The 18,055-nt window shown below is 70.3% G+C and carries 11 protein-coding genes; 4 read left to right on the top strand and 7 right to left on the bottom strand.

Going from position 1 to position 18,055, the window contains the following annotated elements:
* Positions 1 to 59: 59 nt before the first annotated feature.
* Entirely contained in the window at positions 60 to 3,560 is a 3,501-nt protein-coding gene (locus F4X11_22755; GenBank protein ID MYN67813.1) for a DNA polymerase III subunit alpha, read from the bottom strand.
* Positions 3,561 to 3,574: 14 nt separating this feature from the next.
* Positions 3,575 to 5,116, bottom strand: a complete 1,542-nt coding sequence (gene guaA / locus F4X11_22750) for a glutamine-hydrolyzing GMP synthase (protein MYN67812.1) — start codon at positions 5,114 to 5,116, stop codon at positions 3,575 to 3,577.
* An 89-nt stretch (positions 5,117 to 5,205) separates the two neighbouring features.
* Between guaA and F4X11_22745 the strand changes: the two genes are divergently transcribed.
* The gene (locus tag F4X11_22745; GenBank protein ID MYN67811.1) at positions 5,206 to 6,495 is read left to right on the top strand and encodes a PQQ-binding-like beta-propeller repeat protein; all 1,290 of its coding nucleotides are present in this window, start codon (positions 5,206 to 5,208) and stop codon (positions 6,493 to 6,495) included.
* Positions 6,496 to 6,499: 4 nt separating this feature from the next.
* Positions 6,500 to 10,516 carry a HAMP domain-containing protein gene (locus tag F4X11_22740; protein ID MYN67810.1) on the top strand — a complete coding sequence of 1,339 codons (4,017 nt, stop codon included), beginning with the start codon at positions 6,500 to 6,502 and terminating at the stop codon, positions 10,514 to 10,516.
* Here the strand turns inward: F4X11_22740 and pssA are convergent.
* From pssA to tsaB, 4 genes are read right to left on the bottom strand one after another with little or no spacing between them, the layout of a single operon-like run.
* On the bottom strand, positions 10,469 to 11,278 hold the full coding sequence (pssA, locus tag F4X11_22735; GenBank protein MYN67809.1) for a CDP-diacylglycerol--serine O-phosphatidyltransferase: 810 nt from the start codon (positions 11,276 to 11,278) through the stop codon (positions 10,469 to 10,471). The two genes, F4X11_22740 and pssA, sit on opposite strands and share 48 nt — an antisense overlap.
* 4 nt (positions 11,279 to 11,282) lie before the next feature.
* Positions 11,283 to 11,930, bottom strand: coding sequence for a phosphatidylserine decarboxylase family protein (locus F4X11_22730; GenBank protein MYN67808.1), 648 nt, complete (start codon positions 11,928 to 11,930; stop codon positions 11,283 to 11,285).
* Positions 11,931 to 11,956: 26 nt separating this feature from the next.
* Positions 11,957 to 12,259 (bottom strand): DUF465 domain-containing protein, encoded by a 303-nt coding sequence (locus F4X11_22725; protein ID MYN67807.1) that lies wholly within the window; start codon positions 12,257 to 12,259, stop codon positions 11,957 to 11,959.
* Between the two features lie 54 nt (positions 12,260 to 12,313).
* Complete coding sequence (gene tsaB / locus F4X11_22720) at positions 12,314 to 13,021, bottom strand: tRNA (adenosine(37)-N6)-threonylcarbamoyltransferase complex dimerization subunit type 1 TsaB (GenBank protein MYN67806.1); 708 nt, start codon at positions 13,019 to 13,021, stop codon at positions 12,314 to 12,316.
* Between the two features lie 24 nt (positions 13,022 to 13,045).
* Between tsaB and mutS the strand changes: the two genes are divergently transcribed.
* Both mutS and F4X11_22710 read left to right on the top strand, forming a co-directional pair.
* The gene (gene mutS, locus F4X11_22715) at positions 13,046 to 15,712 is read left to right on the top strand and encodes a DNA mismatch repair protein MutS (protein ID MYN67805.1); all 2,667 of its coding nucleotides are present in this window, start codon (positions 13,046 to 13,048) and stop codon (positions 15,710 to 15,712) included.
* Between the two features lie 25 nt (positions 15,713 to 15,737).
* Positions 15,738 to 16,844, top strand: coding sequence for a deoxyhypusine synthase (locus F4X11_22710; protein MYN67804.1), 1,107 nt, complete (start codon positions 15,738 to 15,740; stop codon positions 16,842 to 16,844).
* An 11-nt stretch (positions 16,845 to 16,855) separates the two neighbouring features.
* On the opposite strand, the gene F4X11_22705 is transcribed toward F4X11_22710, so the two are convergent.
* Positions 16,856 to 17,938, bottom strand: a complete 1,083-nt coding sequence (locus F4X11_22705; GenBank protein ID MYN67803.1) for an agmatine deiminase family protein — start codon at positions 17,936 to 17,938, stop codon at positions 16,856 to 16,858.
* Positions 17,939 to 18,055 lie beyond the last annotated feature (117 nt).

Genomic DNA, 18,055 nt, shown 5'->3' with positions numbered 1-18,055 from the left:
CCCACTCCATGACCCTGCGCCGCGGCACTTCGCTGCGCTGCGTTCTGCGGCGCAGGCTCCTAGCCCCACGAGAGGGCGCCCTTTCCACACACCTTCTCGACGTCCTCCGCCAGTCGATCCGACGGCTGCACGCGGACGCGATTCAGGCGCGCGCGCACCCGAAGCGGTGGGCTCTGGCCGCGGAGCTCGATCTCCAGGGCGACGCGGCCGTTGCCGGGATGGCGTCCGAAGACACTCCTGAGGGCCTCCAGGGTGGCCCGGTCCGCCGGCGGGGCCGCGAGGCGAATCGCCAGCGGCCGACCGGCGGCGCTCAACAGGGCGTCCACCGGGCGCACTTCGCTCACGATCAGCCGGGCCGCGTCCTCGTCGATTTCCAGCTTGCCGTTGACGGTGACCAGGGCGTCCACGTCCAGCAGCCGGCCGTACTTGCGGAATGCCTCCGGAAAGACGACCGCTTCGAGGCGTCCCCCGCGGTCTTCGACGGTGACCACCGCCATCGGATCGCCCTTCTTCGTCTTCAGATCCCGCCGCTGGCTGACGATGCCGGCGACCGTGGCCGAGGCCGCGGGCTGGTCCAGCGTCTCTATCGCCCGCACACCGGCCCGGTCGAGCTCCCTGCGGAACCGATCGATGGGATGGCCGCTGAGGTACAGGCCGAGCGCCTCCTTCTCGAACGCGAGCTGCTCTCCCTCGGTCCACGACGGCACGTCCGGCAGCCGCGTCGCGGTTCCGTCCGCCTGAAGGGCTTCCGATTCTCCGAACAGCTCGTGCTGCCCGCGGTCGCGGTTCCGCTGGCGCCGGCTGCCGTGCTCGATCGCGCCGTCGACGGCCGCGAGGAGCTGCGCCGAGCGTCGGCGCCGGTCGGTCCCGTTGCCACTCGCAGCGTCGTCTCCGCAGAGGCCGTCGAACGCGCCCGCCTTGACGAGGCTCTCCAGGACCCGCTTGTTGACCAGCCGCAGGTCCACGTCCTCGCACAGTCGGTTCAGCGACGTGAGCCGGCCGGACTCCCGGCGCGCCGCCAGAATCGATTCGACCGCGCCGTCGCCGACGTTCTTGATCGCGCCGAGCCCGAACCGGACGCCCGCCGGCGTCACGGTGAACGCCCATTCGCTCTCGTTGACGTCGGGGGGCAGCACGCTCACCCCGAGATCCCGGCACTCGCCCAGGTACAGTGCGACCTTGTCGGTGTTCTGCCGCTCGATCGTCAGCAGCGCGGCCATGAAGCACGCCGGGTAGTTCGCTTTCAGGTACGCGGTCTGGTAGGCGAGGAGCGCGTACGCCGCCGAATGGCTCTTGTTGAACCCGTAGCCGGCGAAGTACTCCATCAGGTCCCAGATCTTCCTGGCGACTTCCGTGGCGAGACCCCGCTCGACCGCACCGGTCAGGAACTTCTCGCGCTGGGCTTCCATCACCGACGCGATCTTCTTGCCCATCGCCTTGCGCAGCACGTCGGCCTCGCCCATCGTGAAGCCGGCCAGGTCGCTGGCAATGCGCATGACCTGCTCCTGGTAGGCGATCACGCCGTAGGTGCCGTGCAGGATCGGCTCGAGCTTCGGCGTGTCGTACTCGATCTCCTCCTTGCCGTCCTTGCGGTCGATGAAGGTGTCGATGACCCCGGCGCCGAGCGGACCCGGGCGGTAGAGCGCGTTCAGGGCGATCAGGTCCTCGAACCGCTGCGGCTTGGCCTTGCGCAGCGTCTCGCGCATGCCGGAGCTCTCGAACTGAAAGATGCCGAGCGTCTGCCCGCTGCCGAACAGCCGGTAGGCCTTCTCGTCGTCGAGCGGAATCCCATCCAGCCGGATCGTCTCGCCGGTCGAGCGCCGGATGTGATCCACCGCGTCGTGCAACAGCGTCAGCGTGCTGAGGCCGAGAAAGTCCATCTTGAGGAGGCCGATGCGCTCGACCTCGTTCATGGCCCACTGCGTGGTTACGATGTCGTCCTTCTTGTAGAGCGGAGCGAACTCGGTGATCGGGGCCGGCGCGATCACCACCCCCGCGGCATGTACCGAGGCGTGCCGGGTGACCCCTTCGAGCCGCTGTGCGACGTCGAGCAACTCCTGCACCTGCGGCGTGGTCCGCTGCATCTCCCCGAGCGCCGGGTTCTCCGCGAGCGCCTTGGAGAGCGTCATGTCGAGGGTCTGGGGGATCTGCTTCGCCACCCGGTCGACTTCGGCATAGGACATGCCGAGAGTCCGCCCGACGTCGCGAACGACCGCCCGCGCCTTCATAGTCCCGAACGTGATGATCTGGGCCACGTTCTCGCGCCCGTACTTGCGCGTCACGTACTCGATCACCTCGCCGCGCCGCCGCTCGCAGAAGTCGATGTCGATGTCGGGGAGGGACACGCGTTCCGGGTTGAGAAAGCGCTCGAAGATCAGGTCCAGCTCCAGTGGGTCGACGTCCGTGATCCGCATGCAGTAGGCGACGAGGCTGCCGGCCGCCGAGCCGCGGCCCGGCCCGACCGGGATTCCCCGCTCGCGGGCGTAGCGGATGAAGTCCCAGACGATGAGGAAGTACCCCGCGTAACCCATCTTCCGGATCATCTCGATCTCGTACGTCAACCGCCGCTCGTACTGCTCGACGTCGTGCCGCAGCGCGCCCCGCTCGCGCAGGGCCTGCAGCCGCGGGCGGCGCTCGTCGAAGCCGGCACGCGCCACGGCGGCGAAGTAGTCTTCCGGGGACTCGAACGGCGCCGGCACGTCGAAGTTCGGCAGCCGGTGAACCGTGCCGGACAGGTCCACGTCGCACCGCTCCGCAATGGCCACCGTATTGCGGAGGGCCTCGGGAAAGTCGCCGAAGACGGCCGCCATCTCCGCCGGCGTCTTGAGGTAGAACTGATCGCCGTGGTAGCGCAGGCGTTTCTCGTCGGCGACGTTCTTCCCCGTCCCGATGCACAGCAGCACGTCGTGCGGACGATGGTCGCCCTGCCGCAGGTAGTGCACGTCGTTGGTACAGACGAGCGGCAGACCGAGATCCGCGGCTATGGGCGGCAGGCCCCGGTTTACGACCTGCTGGTCGTCGATGCCCTGGTATTGCATCTCCAGGAAGAAGTTGTTCGCGCCGAGGATGTCCCGAAAGCTCGCTGCGGCTTCGCGGGCTCTCGTCGGCTGATCGCGGCAGAGGTGGGTGGCCACCTCCCCCTTCAGGCAACTGCTGAGTCCGATGATGCCGTCGGCATGGTCGGCCAGCAACTCCTTGTCGATGCGCGGCTTGTAGTAGAAGCCATCGGTGTAGCCTGCCGATACGAGCTTGATCAGGTTGTGGTAGCCCGCCATGTCGGATGCGAGCAGCACGAGATGGTTGGCCGTCTCTCCGGGCGTGCCGCTGTGATTGCGCCGATCGCCGTTGGCGACGTACACCTCGCAACCGATGATCGGCTTGATTCCCCGCTTGCGCGCCGCGTCGTGGAACTTGACGGCGGAAAAGAGGTTACCGTGCTCCGTCACCGCCACCGCCGGCATCTCGAGGCGGACCGCTTCGTCGAGCATCTCCCCGATGCGGCAGGCGCCGTCGAGCAACGAGTATTCCGTATGCAGGTGCAGGTGAACGAAGTCGGCCATGGTGTTGTCGGCCCTTACTCCCACTCGATCGTGGACGGCGGCTTCGAGCTGATGTCGTAGACCACCCGGTTGATGCCGCGCACCTCGTTGACGATGCGCGACGAGATGGCGGCGAGCAGATCGGTCGGCAGACGAGCCCAGTCCGCGGTCATGCCGTCGCGGCTCTCGACGGCACGAATCGCCACGGTGTGCTCGTAGGTCCGCTCGTCGCCCATGACGCCGACGGTGCGGAGCGGCAGCAGCACCGCGAACGACTGCCAGAGCCGGCGGTAGAGCCCCGCCCGGCGGACCTCCTCCGCCACAACGGCATCCGCCCGCCGGAGGAGATCGAGACGGCGTGGCGTCACCTCCCCCAGGATGCGCACCGCGAGACCGGGGCCCGGAAACGGCTGACGCCAGACGAACTCGTCGTCGAGGCCCAGCTCCCGGCCGAGCTGTCTGACCTCGTCCTTGAACAGCTCGCGCAGCGGCTCGACCAGCGAGAACCGCAGGCGCTCCGGCAGCCCCCCCACGTTGTGATGGCTCTTGATGGCAACCGACGGGCCGACGATCGACACGCTCTCGATCACGTCGGGGTACAACGTGCCCTGTGCGAGAAAGTGGAAGCTGCCCAGCCGGGCGGCGACCGACTCGAAGACGTCGATGAACGTCGAGCCGATGATCTTGCGCTTGCGTTCGGGATCGGTGACGCCGGCAAGCGCGCCGACGAACCGCTCGGATGCGTCCTCGCACACCAGGGGCAGGCTCATGCGGCTCGAGAAACGCTCCGCCACCTGCGCGGCCTCGTTCAGCCGCAGCAGGCCGTTGTCGACGAAGATGCACGTCAGGCGATCACCGATGGCGCGGTGAACGAGCAGCGCCGCCACCGTCGAGTCGACACCGCCGCTCAACCCGCATACCACCCGGCCTCGGGCGCCGACCTGCGCGCGGATTCTCGCGGTCGCCTCGTCGGCGAAAGAGGCCATCGTCCAGTCGCCGCGGCAGCCGCAGATCCCGGCGGCGAAATTGGAGAGAATGCGCGCGCCATGCTCGGTGTGCGCGACCTCGGGGTGAAACAGCAGGGCGTAGAGGCCGCGTGCGGCATCGGTCATGCCGGCAACCGGTGCGTTGGAGCTGGTGGCGACGACCGAGAATCCCGGCGGGGCCGCGTTCACCACATCGCCGTGGCTGGCCCACACGCGTATCTCGGGCGGAACGCCGTCGAACAGGCCGCCCGCCTCCCGCACCGCCACCGCGGCATGCCCGTACTCGCGTTCCGGAGCATGGCCGACGTCGCCGCCGAGAGCCGCGGTCATCGCCTGCATGCCGTAGCAGATGCCGAGCACCGGAACACCGCACGAGAAGATTGCAGGATCGCACCGCGGCGCGTCGGCATCCGACAGGCTCGACGGCCCACCCGACAGGATGACGCCGGCCGGGCCGCGGGCCCGAACGGCCTCCCCCGAGGTGCTGAACGGCACGATCTCCGAATAGACGGACAACTCGCGAAGACGGCGGGCGATGAGTTGCGTGTACTGGGAGCCGAAATCGAGAACCAGGATGGTCTGACGGGTCACGAGTACACGATGCCAGAGCCGACGGTGGGGAACGAATCCGGTTCGCCGGGCGCTCGGCCGACGATCCCGGCTGCCATTATTATAACCTCGTGAACGCTCGGCGCACCACGTCGTCGTCGGTGCTCGTCGCGACGCTGCTGGCGGTCACCCTGGCGCCGCCCTCCGCGGCCCAGCCTCGGCAGCCGCTCTTCGAGCCCTCCTTCCTGCTGCCCGTCGATCGGATCTGGACGACCGTTCTGGACAGCGGACCGCGGCACGGCCCTGCGTACGATTCCCTGCGCGCCTACATCGCGTTGCGGAACGGCACGTTGGCAGCGGTCGAGTTGCAGACCGGCGAGGTGGTCTGGACCGTCGAACAGGAGCTCGATCATCAGCCGGCGGCAGGCGACGGCGTGGTCGTTGCGGTTGGCGGGAGCCGGCTCGTCGCCCGGCGCGCTTCCGACGCGCTCACGTTGTGGAGCGCAGAATTCGACTCTGCGATCAGCGCCCCCCCGCTCTGGAACAACGGTTGGCTGGTGGCGGCTACGGCGGCCGGAGAGATCGTCGTCTTCCGAGGTTTCGACGGCGCGGAACTGTGGCGGCGCGCCCTGGGCGCGACCGCAACGGTGCGGCCCGCCATCGGCGGAGGACACCTCTACGTGGCGCTCACCGACGGGCGGATCGCCGCGCTTGCGCTCGGCACCGGAGCCGCGATCTGGGAACGCGCCCTCCCCGGCCGGCCGCAGGGCATCCTGCCACTGGACGCGTTGTTCGTCGGATCGACCGACAATCTCCTGTACCGCCTGCGACTCGCCGACGGTGCGGTCGACTGGTACTGGCGCACCGGCGGCGACATCGTAGGGACGCCGAGCGCCGACCTGGAGCACGTCTACTTCACTGCCCGCGACAACGTCCTGCGCGCGCTCGACCGGAGAAACGGCGCCCGCCGCTGGCGCAGCATCCTGGGGGGACGCCCCACGGCCGGCCCGATCCGCGTCGACTCGGTGGTCGTGGTGGCCGGGGTCTCTCCGAACGTCGATCTGTTCGATGCCAAGTCGGGCCGGCCCCGGGGGCAGTACGTGACGTCGAGCGAGCTTGCCGCTCCACCCCACGTCATCCCGAATGCCCATCCGCCGTCTCCCAATCTGATCCTCGTCACCGGGACCGGCGAGATGGTGGGGCTGGCCGCGGCCGCCGGGCCGCCGCAATTGACCGTCGGCCTGTTCTTCGGACCACTGCTGCCTCACCCGCCCGAGGTCGGTCTGGCCGACTTCCTGGACTGGTTCCCGGCCAGCCCGCCGGACCCACCACCGCCGTTTCCCGCGGTCGGCACCGTGCCCGGCCTCGAGGACCCGGTGCCGCCGCAGGCGACATCGCCGTTCTCCGTTCCGGCGCGATAGCCCGATGCGCCGCACATCGTGGCCGGGAGTCGTGCTTGCCGCCGCCGTGGCCGCGTCGCTCGCCGCCGCCGCCGGCGCACTGATCGAGCCCCTGAGACTGGGGGCGTCCCGCGAAGCCAGCTTCGAGCTCGTCCGGCAGCAGGTACGCCAGCGTTTCGAGGAGTTGACGCGGACGCTCCAGCGGACAGCCGTCTCGCTCGCGAACAATCCCAGCCTGCCCGGCGCTCTGGACGATCCCGGCGTACCGGGGGGGCTATCGAGGGATCGCTCCGCCTTGGCCGAGCTGTTCGAGCTGACCCGGGATGCCGTTCCGCAAGGGGCGGACGACCTCGCCGTGACGGTCTACGACGCGAACGCGACCCCCCGGGCCTGGACGGGGCGTCCATCGGAGCTGACCCGCGACCAGATACTGTCCGACTCGGCTCTTCTCGTCGCTTCCGGCCCGCTCGGCCTGCGTCTCGTCTACGTGGAGCCCATCGTCGCGACCGGCGGCGGGTCCGCCCGCCGCAGCAGGATCGGCTCGGTTTCGACCGAACACCTGCTGTCGGCCGGCGCCGGCGTGGCGGTCGGGGGAAGCCCGTCGCCGCTGGCGTCGCCGGTGGCCCCCGTCGACCTGCGGGCCGCACCGGCCGCACCGGAGCCGGAGGCCGGGCGACTTCGATTCGCGCTGCTGGCCCCGGACGGCGAGCCGTTGCTCGACGCCTCGGTGGCGGAGGACGACCTGGATCGGGCCCGTTCGGCGTGGCGCAGGTCGGTGCGCGACCTGGGCCTCGTGCTCGGCGCCCTCGTGCTGGGATTGGTCGCGCTTCCCGAGCTCGTCAGCGCCCCCCGCGGAGCGGATGCCGAAGCCAGCCTCCGACGCGCGCTACCGGCCGGAGGCGCGCTGCTCGCGGCCGGCTTGCTGCTCTGGATCGCCGCCACCCCGGGACCGGTCCGGCCCGGGCTCTTCTCCGCCCCCGCCTACGCGTCGCTCCGCTTCCCGAGCCTGCTCCGATCCCCGGCCGACGTGCTGCTGCTGGGGCTGCTCTTCACGGCCGGCGCAACCACGGCGGTGCGCTTCGCGGGCGCGGCCCGCGCGGCATGGCGCCACAAGCGCTGGCTGACGAGCCGCGACCGCGTCGTCCGGGCATACACCGCGGCCGGCGCGGCGGTCGCCCTGCTGTTGGGCGCTTACGAACTGCTGCTCGCCGATACGATGGCCGGCTCACTGGCCGACCTGCTGCAGTGGTCGCACAACCCGCTGGACTCGTCCCGGATCGGTCTGCTGCTGGGTCTGCTGCTGGCGGCTACGGCAACCATTTGGCTGGGGGTATCCGTCCTCCTGATCGTCGAGGCCCGCTGGAGCCGGCATGTGCACGGGGTCCGCGTCCGGTCGCTCGCCGGGGCAACGGCGCCGGGCCTGCTGCTGGCAGCGGCCCCCGTGGTTCCGACCTGGCCCTATCTCACCCTGCTCGCCGGCGTGGTCGGCATGGCGCTGGGGGCGCCGCGCCTCCGTCCCTGGTTCCGCCATGCGTCCGAATCCGGAAAGCTCGCGGCCATCTTCGGGTCGCTCATCGTACCCGCGGTGCTCTCGTACCCGTCCATCGTGCACCACGGGTTGGCCGCCAAGCAGCGGCTGATAGAAGAAGAGATCGCCCCGGCGACCGCCAGTCATCCGGCTGCGCTGCTCGACAGTCTGTCCCGGACCCAGCGGGAGGTGGATGCACTGCTCGCTCGTGCGCCCCTGGCGTCCGACATCTTCAGGTCGGCGGACGGCGCCCCGACCCCCGACGCGGCGTTCTCCGTGTGGCGCCAGACCGATCTGGCCCGACTTCGCCTGACGTCGGCCATCGAGCTGTACGGCCCGGACCGGTCCCTCGTGAGTCGCTTCGCCCTGGACTTTCCCGACGTACCGGCGGCGCCGTCGTTCCTGGGGACGAGCTGCGACTGGGACGTCTACGGCGAGGTGTTTCCGTTCGGCGCCCAGGAGCGCCGCGTGCTTCACGCCGAACGCGGCGTGTGCCTGCCGTGGCCCGGCGACATGCCGGCCGCCGACGCCGTCGCCGGCGCCGTAGTCGTCCACGTACCTCTCGACTATCGGGCCCTGCCCTTCATCCCGTCGCAGAACCCCTATCACGACGTGCTCCGCGCGGCGCCGCGTCCGGCGGACGCACGTCCGGCGGATGCGGAAGTGGACCTGGCGATCTACGGATGGGGACGCAGCCCGCTCTTCACGTACGGTTCCGCCTCGTGGACGATCGACGACGCGCTGTTCGAACGCATCTACGCGTCGCGGGAACCGTTCTGGACGACGCTGCAGGCGGGCGGGCGGACGTCGGACGTCTACATCTCGAACAACCGCGCCGGCATCTACGCGCTCGGCTACCCGGTGCTCACGCGCTTCGATCACCTGATTCGACTGGCCGAGATCGTTGCCCTGGTCGGCGCCGCGTTCGGCTCGTGGATGTTGGTCCTGGCCGTGGCGGGACCGCTCACCCCGGAGCGCTACAGCCTCGGGCGGGAACTGGTCCGGGAGCTGCACGTCAGCTTCTATCGCCGGCTGTTCCTGGCTTTCGTCGCGGTGGCGACCGTGCCCGTGCTTGTCCTCGCCGTCCTGATTCGCAACTACTCCACCGGGCAACTCCGCGACGACGTGGAGGCCGGGGCGGCCCGCACGGCCGTCGTCGCGCAACGGGTGATAGCGGAGTTGCAGCAGGCGGCGGATCCCGCGGCGACGGTCGCGACGGACGACCTGCTCGTCTTCGTCAGCCAGATCATCGAGCAGGACATCAACATCTTCGAGGGACCGCTGCTCAGGGCCACCAGCGAGCGCGACCTCTTTGCCTCCGGCCTGCTGCCGACCCGTACCCCGGCCCCCGTGTACAACGCAATAGCCCTGGCCCAGGCCCCCACGTTCGTTACCGAGGACGCGTTCGGCTCGCAGGACTACCTGGTCGCGGCCGCGCCCATCCGATCGGCCGGCGCGGACACCATCCTGACCGTGGCCTTGGCGTCCCGGCAGCGGGACATCGAGCGACAGATCCGCAATCTCGATCGCGGGATTCTGCTCGGCGTGACGCTGCTCGTCTTTCTGGGCGCCGCCAGCGGCTTCTACATCGCCGAGCGCATCGCCGACCCGGTCCAGCGGCTGACCCGCGCGACGCGCCGCATCGCGCGCGGCGACTTCGACGCACGGGTGGCGATCCGTTCGGCAGACGAGCTCGAGCGCCTGGTGGCGGCGTTCAATCGCATGGCCGGTGATCTTCTCCTCCAACGCCGCAGGCTCGAGCGGACCCATCGTCTCGAAGCCTGGGCCGAAATGGCGAGGCAGGTCGCCCACGAGATCAAGAACCCGCTGACTCCGGTCCAGCTCTCCGCCGAGCACCTGCTGCGCGTCCACCGCGATCGCGGCGAACCTCTCGGTCCCGTGCTCAGGGACTGCGTCGATTCGATTCTCACCCAGGTCAATCTGCTCCGCCGGATTGCCTCGGAGTTCTCCAGCTACGCTTCCTCGCCGCCGGTGAACCGGGAGTCCACGGTTCTCACCGACGTCGTGCACGAAGTCCTCGATCCCTACCGCACCGGTCTCGCTGGTCGGATTCGGCTGGCGGTCGATGTGCCGACGACGCTGCCGCGGGTCGTGATCGACAGGACCCTCGTGGCGCGGGCGTTCACGAACGTGGTCGAGAACGCGCTGCACGCGATGCCGGGCGAAGGCCGGCTCACCGTGGCGGCGACCGCGAACGCGCACGAGGTCGTGCTGACCGTGCGGGACACGGGGGTCGGTCTCGACGAGGCCGCGCTCTCCCGCGTGTTCGAGCCGTACTTCTCGACCAGAGTCTCCGGCACCGGCCTGGGCATGGTGATCGCCAAGCGCAACGTCGAGCTGAACGGGGGCGCCATCGAGATCGCCAGCCGCAAGGGAGACGGCGCTACGGTCACGTTGCGCTTTCCGGTGGAACAGGAGCCCGCCGGCCGCGCCGCCTCGCCGGATTCAGGAGGCGGACCGCTCCGCGGTGGGCGTCTCGGGCTCGGCCGGTGAAGCCAGGCGCGGCGGTTGGCGCTGGCTGCGGTTCATTGCGGCGCCAATCAGTCCGGAAGCCAGGTACGAGTACGCCATCAGGACGAGCACGGCCTCGGGTTGCGCCGCGATCGCCGCGATGACCCCGGCGATCGCGAGCGGGGTGAGATAGGACCGGCGACGACCGGGAATCAGCGCACCGAAGCTCCGGAACCGCAGGCGACTGACCATGAGCGCCGCCGGAAACAGAACGATCGGCAACGCGACGACCGCCGCACCCGGTTCGGCGAATCCGAGCGGGTACGCGAACACCGTGGCCGCGGGCACCCCCGCCGCCGCGGGACTCGGCAGACCGATGAAGTAGCGCTTGTCGCCCTCCTTGCCCTGGATGTTGAAGCGCGCCAGCCGCACCGCCGCGGCGGCCAGCCAGAGGAAGGCCACCGCCCAGCCGAGGCGGCCGAGCGGTTCGAGCCCCCAGGCGAAGACGAGCGTCGCCGGCGCGACGCCGAACGAGATGACGTCGGCCAGCGAGTCGAACTCGACGCCGAAGTCGCTCGTCGCGCCGGTCGCCCGAGCGACGCGGCCGTCGAGCCCGTCGAGAATGATCGCGAACCCGATGAACGGCGCCGCGGTCACGTAGTCGCCGCGCATCGCGAAGACGATGCAGGCCCAACCGCAGAACATGTTGGCCACGGTGAACAGGCTCGGGAGCAGGTACGTGCCCCGGCGAAACCGCCGTTGGGGCGGCTTCCGGCCGCTGAACATCGACAGGACTCTGCTCATGCGCTCAATCCCCGCCGCTCGCCAGGCGCGCCACCACGGTCTCCCCGCCGCGAACCCTCTGACCCACGGTCACGGCGATGTGCGCCGACTGCGGCAGGAAGACGTCCATGCGCGATCCGAATTTCATGATACCGAACCGCTGTCCGCGGGCCACGGTCATGCCCGGCGCGAGACGGCAGACCACCCGTCGCGCAAGCACACCGACGACCTGCCGGAACACGACGGTCTGGCCTTCGTGCTCGACGCGAATCTCGCTGCGTTCGTTCTCGACACCCGAGCGGCGGTCATAGGCCGGCAGGAATCGGCCGGGGCGATACGTCACCTCCAGCACCCGTCCGCCGACCGGGGCCCGGTTGACGTGGACATCGAGCGGCGACAGGAAGATGCTGACCTGCTGCCAGACCCCCGGCGGCGCGATGTCCGCGTCGGAGGCGCCGGCGTGCAGGATCCGGCCGTCGGCCGGCGCCAGCACGGCATCGAGTCCGACGTCGCCCGGCGCCAATCGATCGGGGTCGCGAAAGAAGTACGCGAACACCGCGGCCAACAGCCAGAGAACCGCGCCGGGCATCCAGGGTACAGCGAGCCATGAGAGCAGCGCGCCGCCGGCGGCCGCCCCGAGGACGAACGGAATCCCGGAACGATCGATAGACATCGTCCCCGTTCTACGAGCGCAGACTGCTAGCGACCGAGGAGGGGCTCGCCGTCTTCGGCTCGCGGCGTCAAGCGGCGCCGCAGGATGTGCTCCATGCGGTCCTTGATGTGGAGCTTTCTCTTCTTGAGCGTCGCTTCTTCGACCTGTTCGGCGCCGGACGGGTATGGGTGATCGAGCAGCTCGGCGAGGCGACTCTCCAGGGCCCGATGCTGCTCGGCCAGATCACGGTACTCGTCGTCTTCCTCCAGCAACACCTCGCGTGCGTGTTGCTCCTGGGTCATGTTCCCTCCTGTGTGGGACTCCCCTGCGCAGGGGCGGCGAGCCTGCATGGCCGCACGGCTGCCGAAAAGTACCACACGCCCCAGGAATGTTTCAAGATTGTTTCAGAGCCCTCGCCGGCGGGCGAGCACCGCGTCGGGACGCCGGACGTACAGCGGCTGAGCGGCGTGTGGAGCGACCGCCTCGCCGTCGCGCTCGAACGCGAGGCGTGCGATCACGGGTGCGAGTGGCGGCGGCTCGTCCACCAGTGCGGTTCCCGCGCCCAGCCGTTCCGCGAGCAACGCCCGCGTCGCGGTCACCGCGTTGCCGACGACGTCCAGGGGGCGTTTCACCAGTTCCGGCTTCCAGGCATCGAGTATCTCCGCGGGCCGGCCGACGCGCGGGCCGGCGACACACTCCCGGGCGCCACGGTCGTACAGCGCGGCGAACACGTCCCGGCGCTGTCCGTCCATCCAGGCCAGCACGCGATCTCCCGCGCCCGGGGTACGCGCCAGAGCCTCGAGCGTCGAGACCTGGATCACGGGCCGCGAGTGGACGAGCGCGAGCGCCTGGATGGTCGCGAGCCCCACCCGCAGGCCGGTGAAGGATCCGGGACCGGACGAGACCGCAAATCGGTCGATGGCGGAAAGGGACACGCCGGCGTTCGCGACGATCGCCAGTAGATCGCCCGGCAGCCGCTCGCCGTGCGTCCGGGAAGGATCTCCCGCGGCCGCAGCGACGACGTCGCCGCCGCGAGCCACCGCAACGCTGCCCTCGCGCGTGCTCGTATCGAGCGCCAGTACCCACATTTCCCGTCGCGCCGAGTACCCCATCGCGCGATGCTACCATCGGGCACGATGACGCCCACCGTCAAGGCGCCGGCCGCCGCCGGCCAGGGGACGACGCCGGCGATGCGCCAGTACCTGGAGGCCAAGCGACAGTACCCCGATGCCCTGATCTTCTTCCGGATGGGTGACTTCTACGAGATGTTCTACGAGGACGCGGTCACCGCGGCCGGGGTTCTGGAGCTCACCCTCACGTCGCGTTCCAAAGATCGCGGCGGTCGAGAAATTCCGATGTGCGGCGTGCCATGGCACGCGGCCGACACGTACCTCGCGCGCCTCGTCAAACAGGGGTTCCGGGTCGCCGTGTGCGAGCAGGTCGAGGATCCGCGCAAGGCCCGGGGCATCGTTCGCCGCGAGGTCGTCCGGGTAGTCTCCCCCGGCACGTACACGGATGCGGGGGCCCTGGAAGCAAGCGAGCCTGCGTTCCTCGTGGCCGTCGCCCGGGGCGGTGACGGCGCGTCCGCCGTTTTCGTCCTCGCGACCGCCTTTCTCTCCCCGGGCGAGCTGCGGGGCAGGGCGCACCACGGGGACTCGGCGGCCGGGGCGGCCGTCGACGAGCTGGCCGCCGTCCGGCCCCGGGAGATCCTGCTGCCAGGGGACCTCGACGCGGCATGCCTGCCGGGAATCGAGCACGTCGACGTGCCGGTCACCGCCGCCGAGCCCGCGCTCTTCGATCTCGAGCAGGCCCTGCAGACCCTGCTCGGGCAGCTCGGCACGGCGTCGCTGGACGGCTTCGGCCTGATTCCGGACCAGCACCCCGCGGCCATACGGGCCGCGGGAGGGCTCGTGCGCCACCTGCGGGATACACAGAGGGCCGAGCTCGAACATCTCAGGACCCTGGAGTTCCGGACGCGGGCGGATCATCTCGTCGTCGACGCCGCGACCTTCGAGCACCTCGAGGTTCTTGCCGGCGCCGAGGGACGTCGGGCCGGTTCGCTTCTTGCGGAGATCGACCTGACGAACACCCCGATGGGCGGCCGTATGCTCCGCGCGTGGCTCCAGCGGCCGCTCGCGTCGCGCGAGCCGATCATCGACCGGCTGGACGCGGTCGATGAACTGACGCGGGAGGTCGCCGCCCGCGGGCGGCTGCGGGGGGACCTGGCCCGCGTCCAGGATCTGGAGCGTCTCATCGCCCGCGTGGCCCTCGGTACGGCGGGACCGCGCGATCTGGCGGCGCTCGGCCGATCCGTCGGCATCCTTCCGGCGGCCCGCGCCCACGCGGCCGAACTGCAGGCGCCGCTCATCGGCGTGCTGCTGGACGATCTCGACGAGCTGCGCGACGTCCACGACCGGATCACGGCAACGCTGGGCGACGATCCGCCGGCGCTCGCGCGCGACGGCGGGTTCGTTCGGGACGGCGTGGACACGGATCTCGACGAGCTGCGCGCCATCAGCCGCGGCGCCCGGCAGGCGATCGCGGCGATGGAGGCGGCCGAGCGGGAGCGGACCGGCATCGGGTCCCTGAAGATCCGGTTCAACCGGGTCTTCGGCTACTACATAGAAGTGTCGGCAGCGAATCTCCACGCCGTCCCCGACGACTACCACCGCAAGCAGACCATCGCGAACGGCGAGCGCTACATAACCCCGGCGCTCAAGGAGTACGAGGCGAAGGCGCTCGGAGCGGACGATCGGATCCTCGAGCGGGAACAGGAGATCTTCGACGGACTGCGGCGGGCGACTCTCGCCGAGGCGGGTCGGATCCAGCGATCCGCGCGGGCGCTCGCCACGCTCGACGTCCTGGCCGCGCTGGCCGAGGTGGCCGCGCGGCGCAACTACGTCAAGCCGCGCGTGCGGGAAGACGGAGAGCTGGCAATCGCCGACGCGCGGCATCCGGTGGTCGAGATGCGGACCGATTCGTTCGTGCCGAACGACGTCCGGCTCGACGAGACCGACCACCAGGTAGTCGTGCTGACCGGCCCCAACATGGGGGGCAAGTCGACGTACCTGCGGCAGACGGCCCTCATCGTCCTGATGGCGCAGGCCGGATCCTTCGTGCCCGCGCGCGAGGCCGCGCTGCCGCTCATCGACCGGATCTTCGCCCGCATCGGCGCCGCCGACAATCTGGCCCGCGGGCACTCGACGTTCATGGTCGAGATGCAGGAGACCGCGAAGATCATGCACCAGGCCACCTCGCGCAGCCTCGTGCTGCTCGACGAGATCGGCCGCGGGACGGCGACCTTCGACGGGCTGAGCATCGCCTGGGCGGTTGCGGAGCATCTCGCCACCGGTGCGAAGGCGCGTCCCAGGACGCTCTTCGCGACCCATTACCACGAGCTCACCGACCTGGCCGATCTCCACGACGGCGTGGTGAACTACCACGTCGCCGCGCGGGAGTGGCGGGACGACATCGTCTTTCTGCGCAAGGTCGAGGCGGGACGGTCGGACCGCAGCTATGGCATCCAGGTCGCGAAACTGGCCGGCCTGCCGCCGGCGACCGTTGCGCGGGCACGCACCATTCTGGCCGGGTTGGAGCGGGACGAGCTGTCGCGCGGCGGGCGTCCATCCTTCAGCGGAGCGGGCGGCGAGATCGCGGGTCAGCTCGGGCTCTTCCAGGAGGAACCGCCGTCGTCGGTCCACCGCGCTGTCGCGGAACGCATCGCGGCGATCGACCTCGACCGTCTGACCCCGCTCGAAGCGCTGGTGATCCTCGGCGAGCTGAAGGCGACGCTGGCGGACTGAACCGTCCGGACTCTCGCAACAGACCATGTCCAAGTCCTCCTCTTCGTCCGCCAAGTCGCGCTTCCTGGACGTGCCGATAGAACCCTTCGAGATCGCGCCGGACGCCCCGGCCGACGAGCTGCTCCGGCGGATGGAGCGGATCTCGTTCCAGGGACGCAACCTCGCCACCGCCCATCGGATCTGGCGGCGCATGCTGGCCGACGACGAGGTCGTGATCTTCCTCGGGGTCGCCGGCGCGCTGACCGCCGGCGGTCTGCGCCTCGCCATCGCGCGGCTCATCCGCGACCGCGCCGTCGACTGCGTCGTGTCCACCGGCGCCAACCTGTACCACGACCTGCACGAGACCCGCGGCCGGAGACACTTCGTCGGCTCACACCGGGCGGACGACCGTGCGCTGCAAGCGGCGCGCATCGACCGCGTCTACGACACCTACGTGGACGAGGACGAGTTCGTCGACAACGACAACTGGATCGCCGCCTTCAGTGCCGGACTCGAGACCCGGCCGTACACCACGCGGGAGTACCTGCATCAACTCGGGCGTCGCCTGTGGAGCGAGACCGGCGGCGACGGCATCCTCACGGCCGCCTACCGCGCACAGGTCCCGGTGTTCTGCCCCGCGATCGCGGATTCGTCCATCGGCATGGGGCTCGCCCAGGCCCGGCACGCCGATTCGCGGCACGGTCACATCGACGTGGTAGGCGACGTCATCGAATCGACGAACCTCGTCATCCGACGCCCGCGGACCGCCTCGATCGTCCTGGGCGGCGGAACCCCGAAGAACTTCATCAACCAGGCGAGCGTGCAGGCCGACTTCTGTAGCCCCGGCGCCGGGGGGCATCTGTACGCGCTGCAGATCATCACCGACGCCCCGCACTTCGGCGGCGCATCCGGATCGACCCTCGACGAGGCGCAGAGCTGGGGCAAGTTGTCCGTGGACGCCAAGCGGGTGACCGTGCACGCCGACGCGACGATCGCCTTTCCGCTCCTGTCGAGCGCCGTGGCGGCGTCGGGACGCGAGTTGCTCGCCGCCCGCCGCCCGGCCGCGTTCGAGCTCGGCGGCCGCGCGCTGGTCATCGACGGGGCGCCGGTTCCGGTCGACCGTTTCGACGGACCCGGCGACCAGTCGCGATAGCGCCGTGCGGGTCACCGAGGAGAAGCGCGGTTCCCGGCCGGGGACGCATGACGCCCCCGCGGCTGCTGCTGCGTGACGCAGTGCACGGCGCCGAGGCCGAGGATGAGATCGCCGGCGTGGATGCCCACCACCTCGCGCGCCGGAAAGAGGCCGGCGAGAATCCCAAGGGCCACCCGATCGGAGGGATCGTTGAAGGTCGGCACGAGCACGACGTCGTTGCCGATGTAGAAGTTCAGGTAGCTCGCGGGAAGGCGCTCGCCGTCGAAGTAGAGCGGCCGGGGCATCGGGATCGTCACGACGTGCAGCGGACGCCCGCTCAGGTCGCGCATCGCCCGCAGGCGCGCCAGGTTGTCGGCGAGAGGTGCGTGGTTCTCGTCGCTCGCATCGGGCTCGACGGCGGCGACGACGGTGTCGGCGTTCACGAAACGCGCCACGTCGTCGACGTGGCCGTGCGTATCGTCGCCCGCGATGCCGCCGCCGAGCCACAGCACGCGCTCGACTCCCAACGCCTGCTGCAGGATGCGCTCGATTTCCGCTTGGGACAGGTTCGGGTTGCGCGCCTGCTCGCGCCCCAGCAGGCATTGCTCGGTCGTCAGCAGCAGGCCCTGCCCGTTCACGTCGATGCTGCCTCCTTCGAGGGCTACGGGCCGCGGTCCGTCGCTCGTGGCCGCGACGATCTCGAACCGGCGCATGCCGAGGCGCCCGGCGATGGTCCGCGGGAGCGCATCGTCGCGCCGCCAGGCGCGATAGCGCGCCCAGCCGTTGAATCGCCAGTCGGTCGCCGCGACCTCGCTACGGGCAGCCGGTCCGCACACGACGAAGACCGGTCCGCAGTCGCGGATCCAGGAGCGATTCGTCGGGATCATGTGTGCATCTATCCGGTTCAGGTCCACGCCGGTCCGACGCAGGCGGCGCTCCGCCCGCTGCCGCACGGCCTCGTCGTGGTAGACGATCGCAACGCGCTCTCCGCGGACGAGGTTGCGCGCGATGTCGGCGTAACACCACTCGACCGCCGTCGTCTTGACCTCCCAGTCGGCGCGGGCATGCGGCCAGACGAGCCAGGTCGCGTGGTGGGGCTCCCACTCCGCGGGCATCCGGAAGCCGGCGCCCCGCGGCCCCCGCGCCCGCCCCCCGCGGGCCCGGGCGCGCCCCCGCGCCCGGCGCCGGCCGGGGGGCGGGGGGGGGGGGGGGGGGGCGGGGAGCGGCGCGCG

The organism is Acidobacteriota bacterium (assembly GCA_009861545.1).
In the GTDB taxonomy this organism is placed as follows: Bacteria; Acidobacteriota; Vicinamibacteria; order Vicinamibacterales; family UBA8438; genus WTFV01.
The sequence above is the reverse complement of the archived record's forward strand: the minus strand, read 5'-3'. Positions and strand labels throughout refer to the sequence as shown.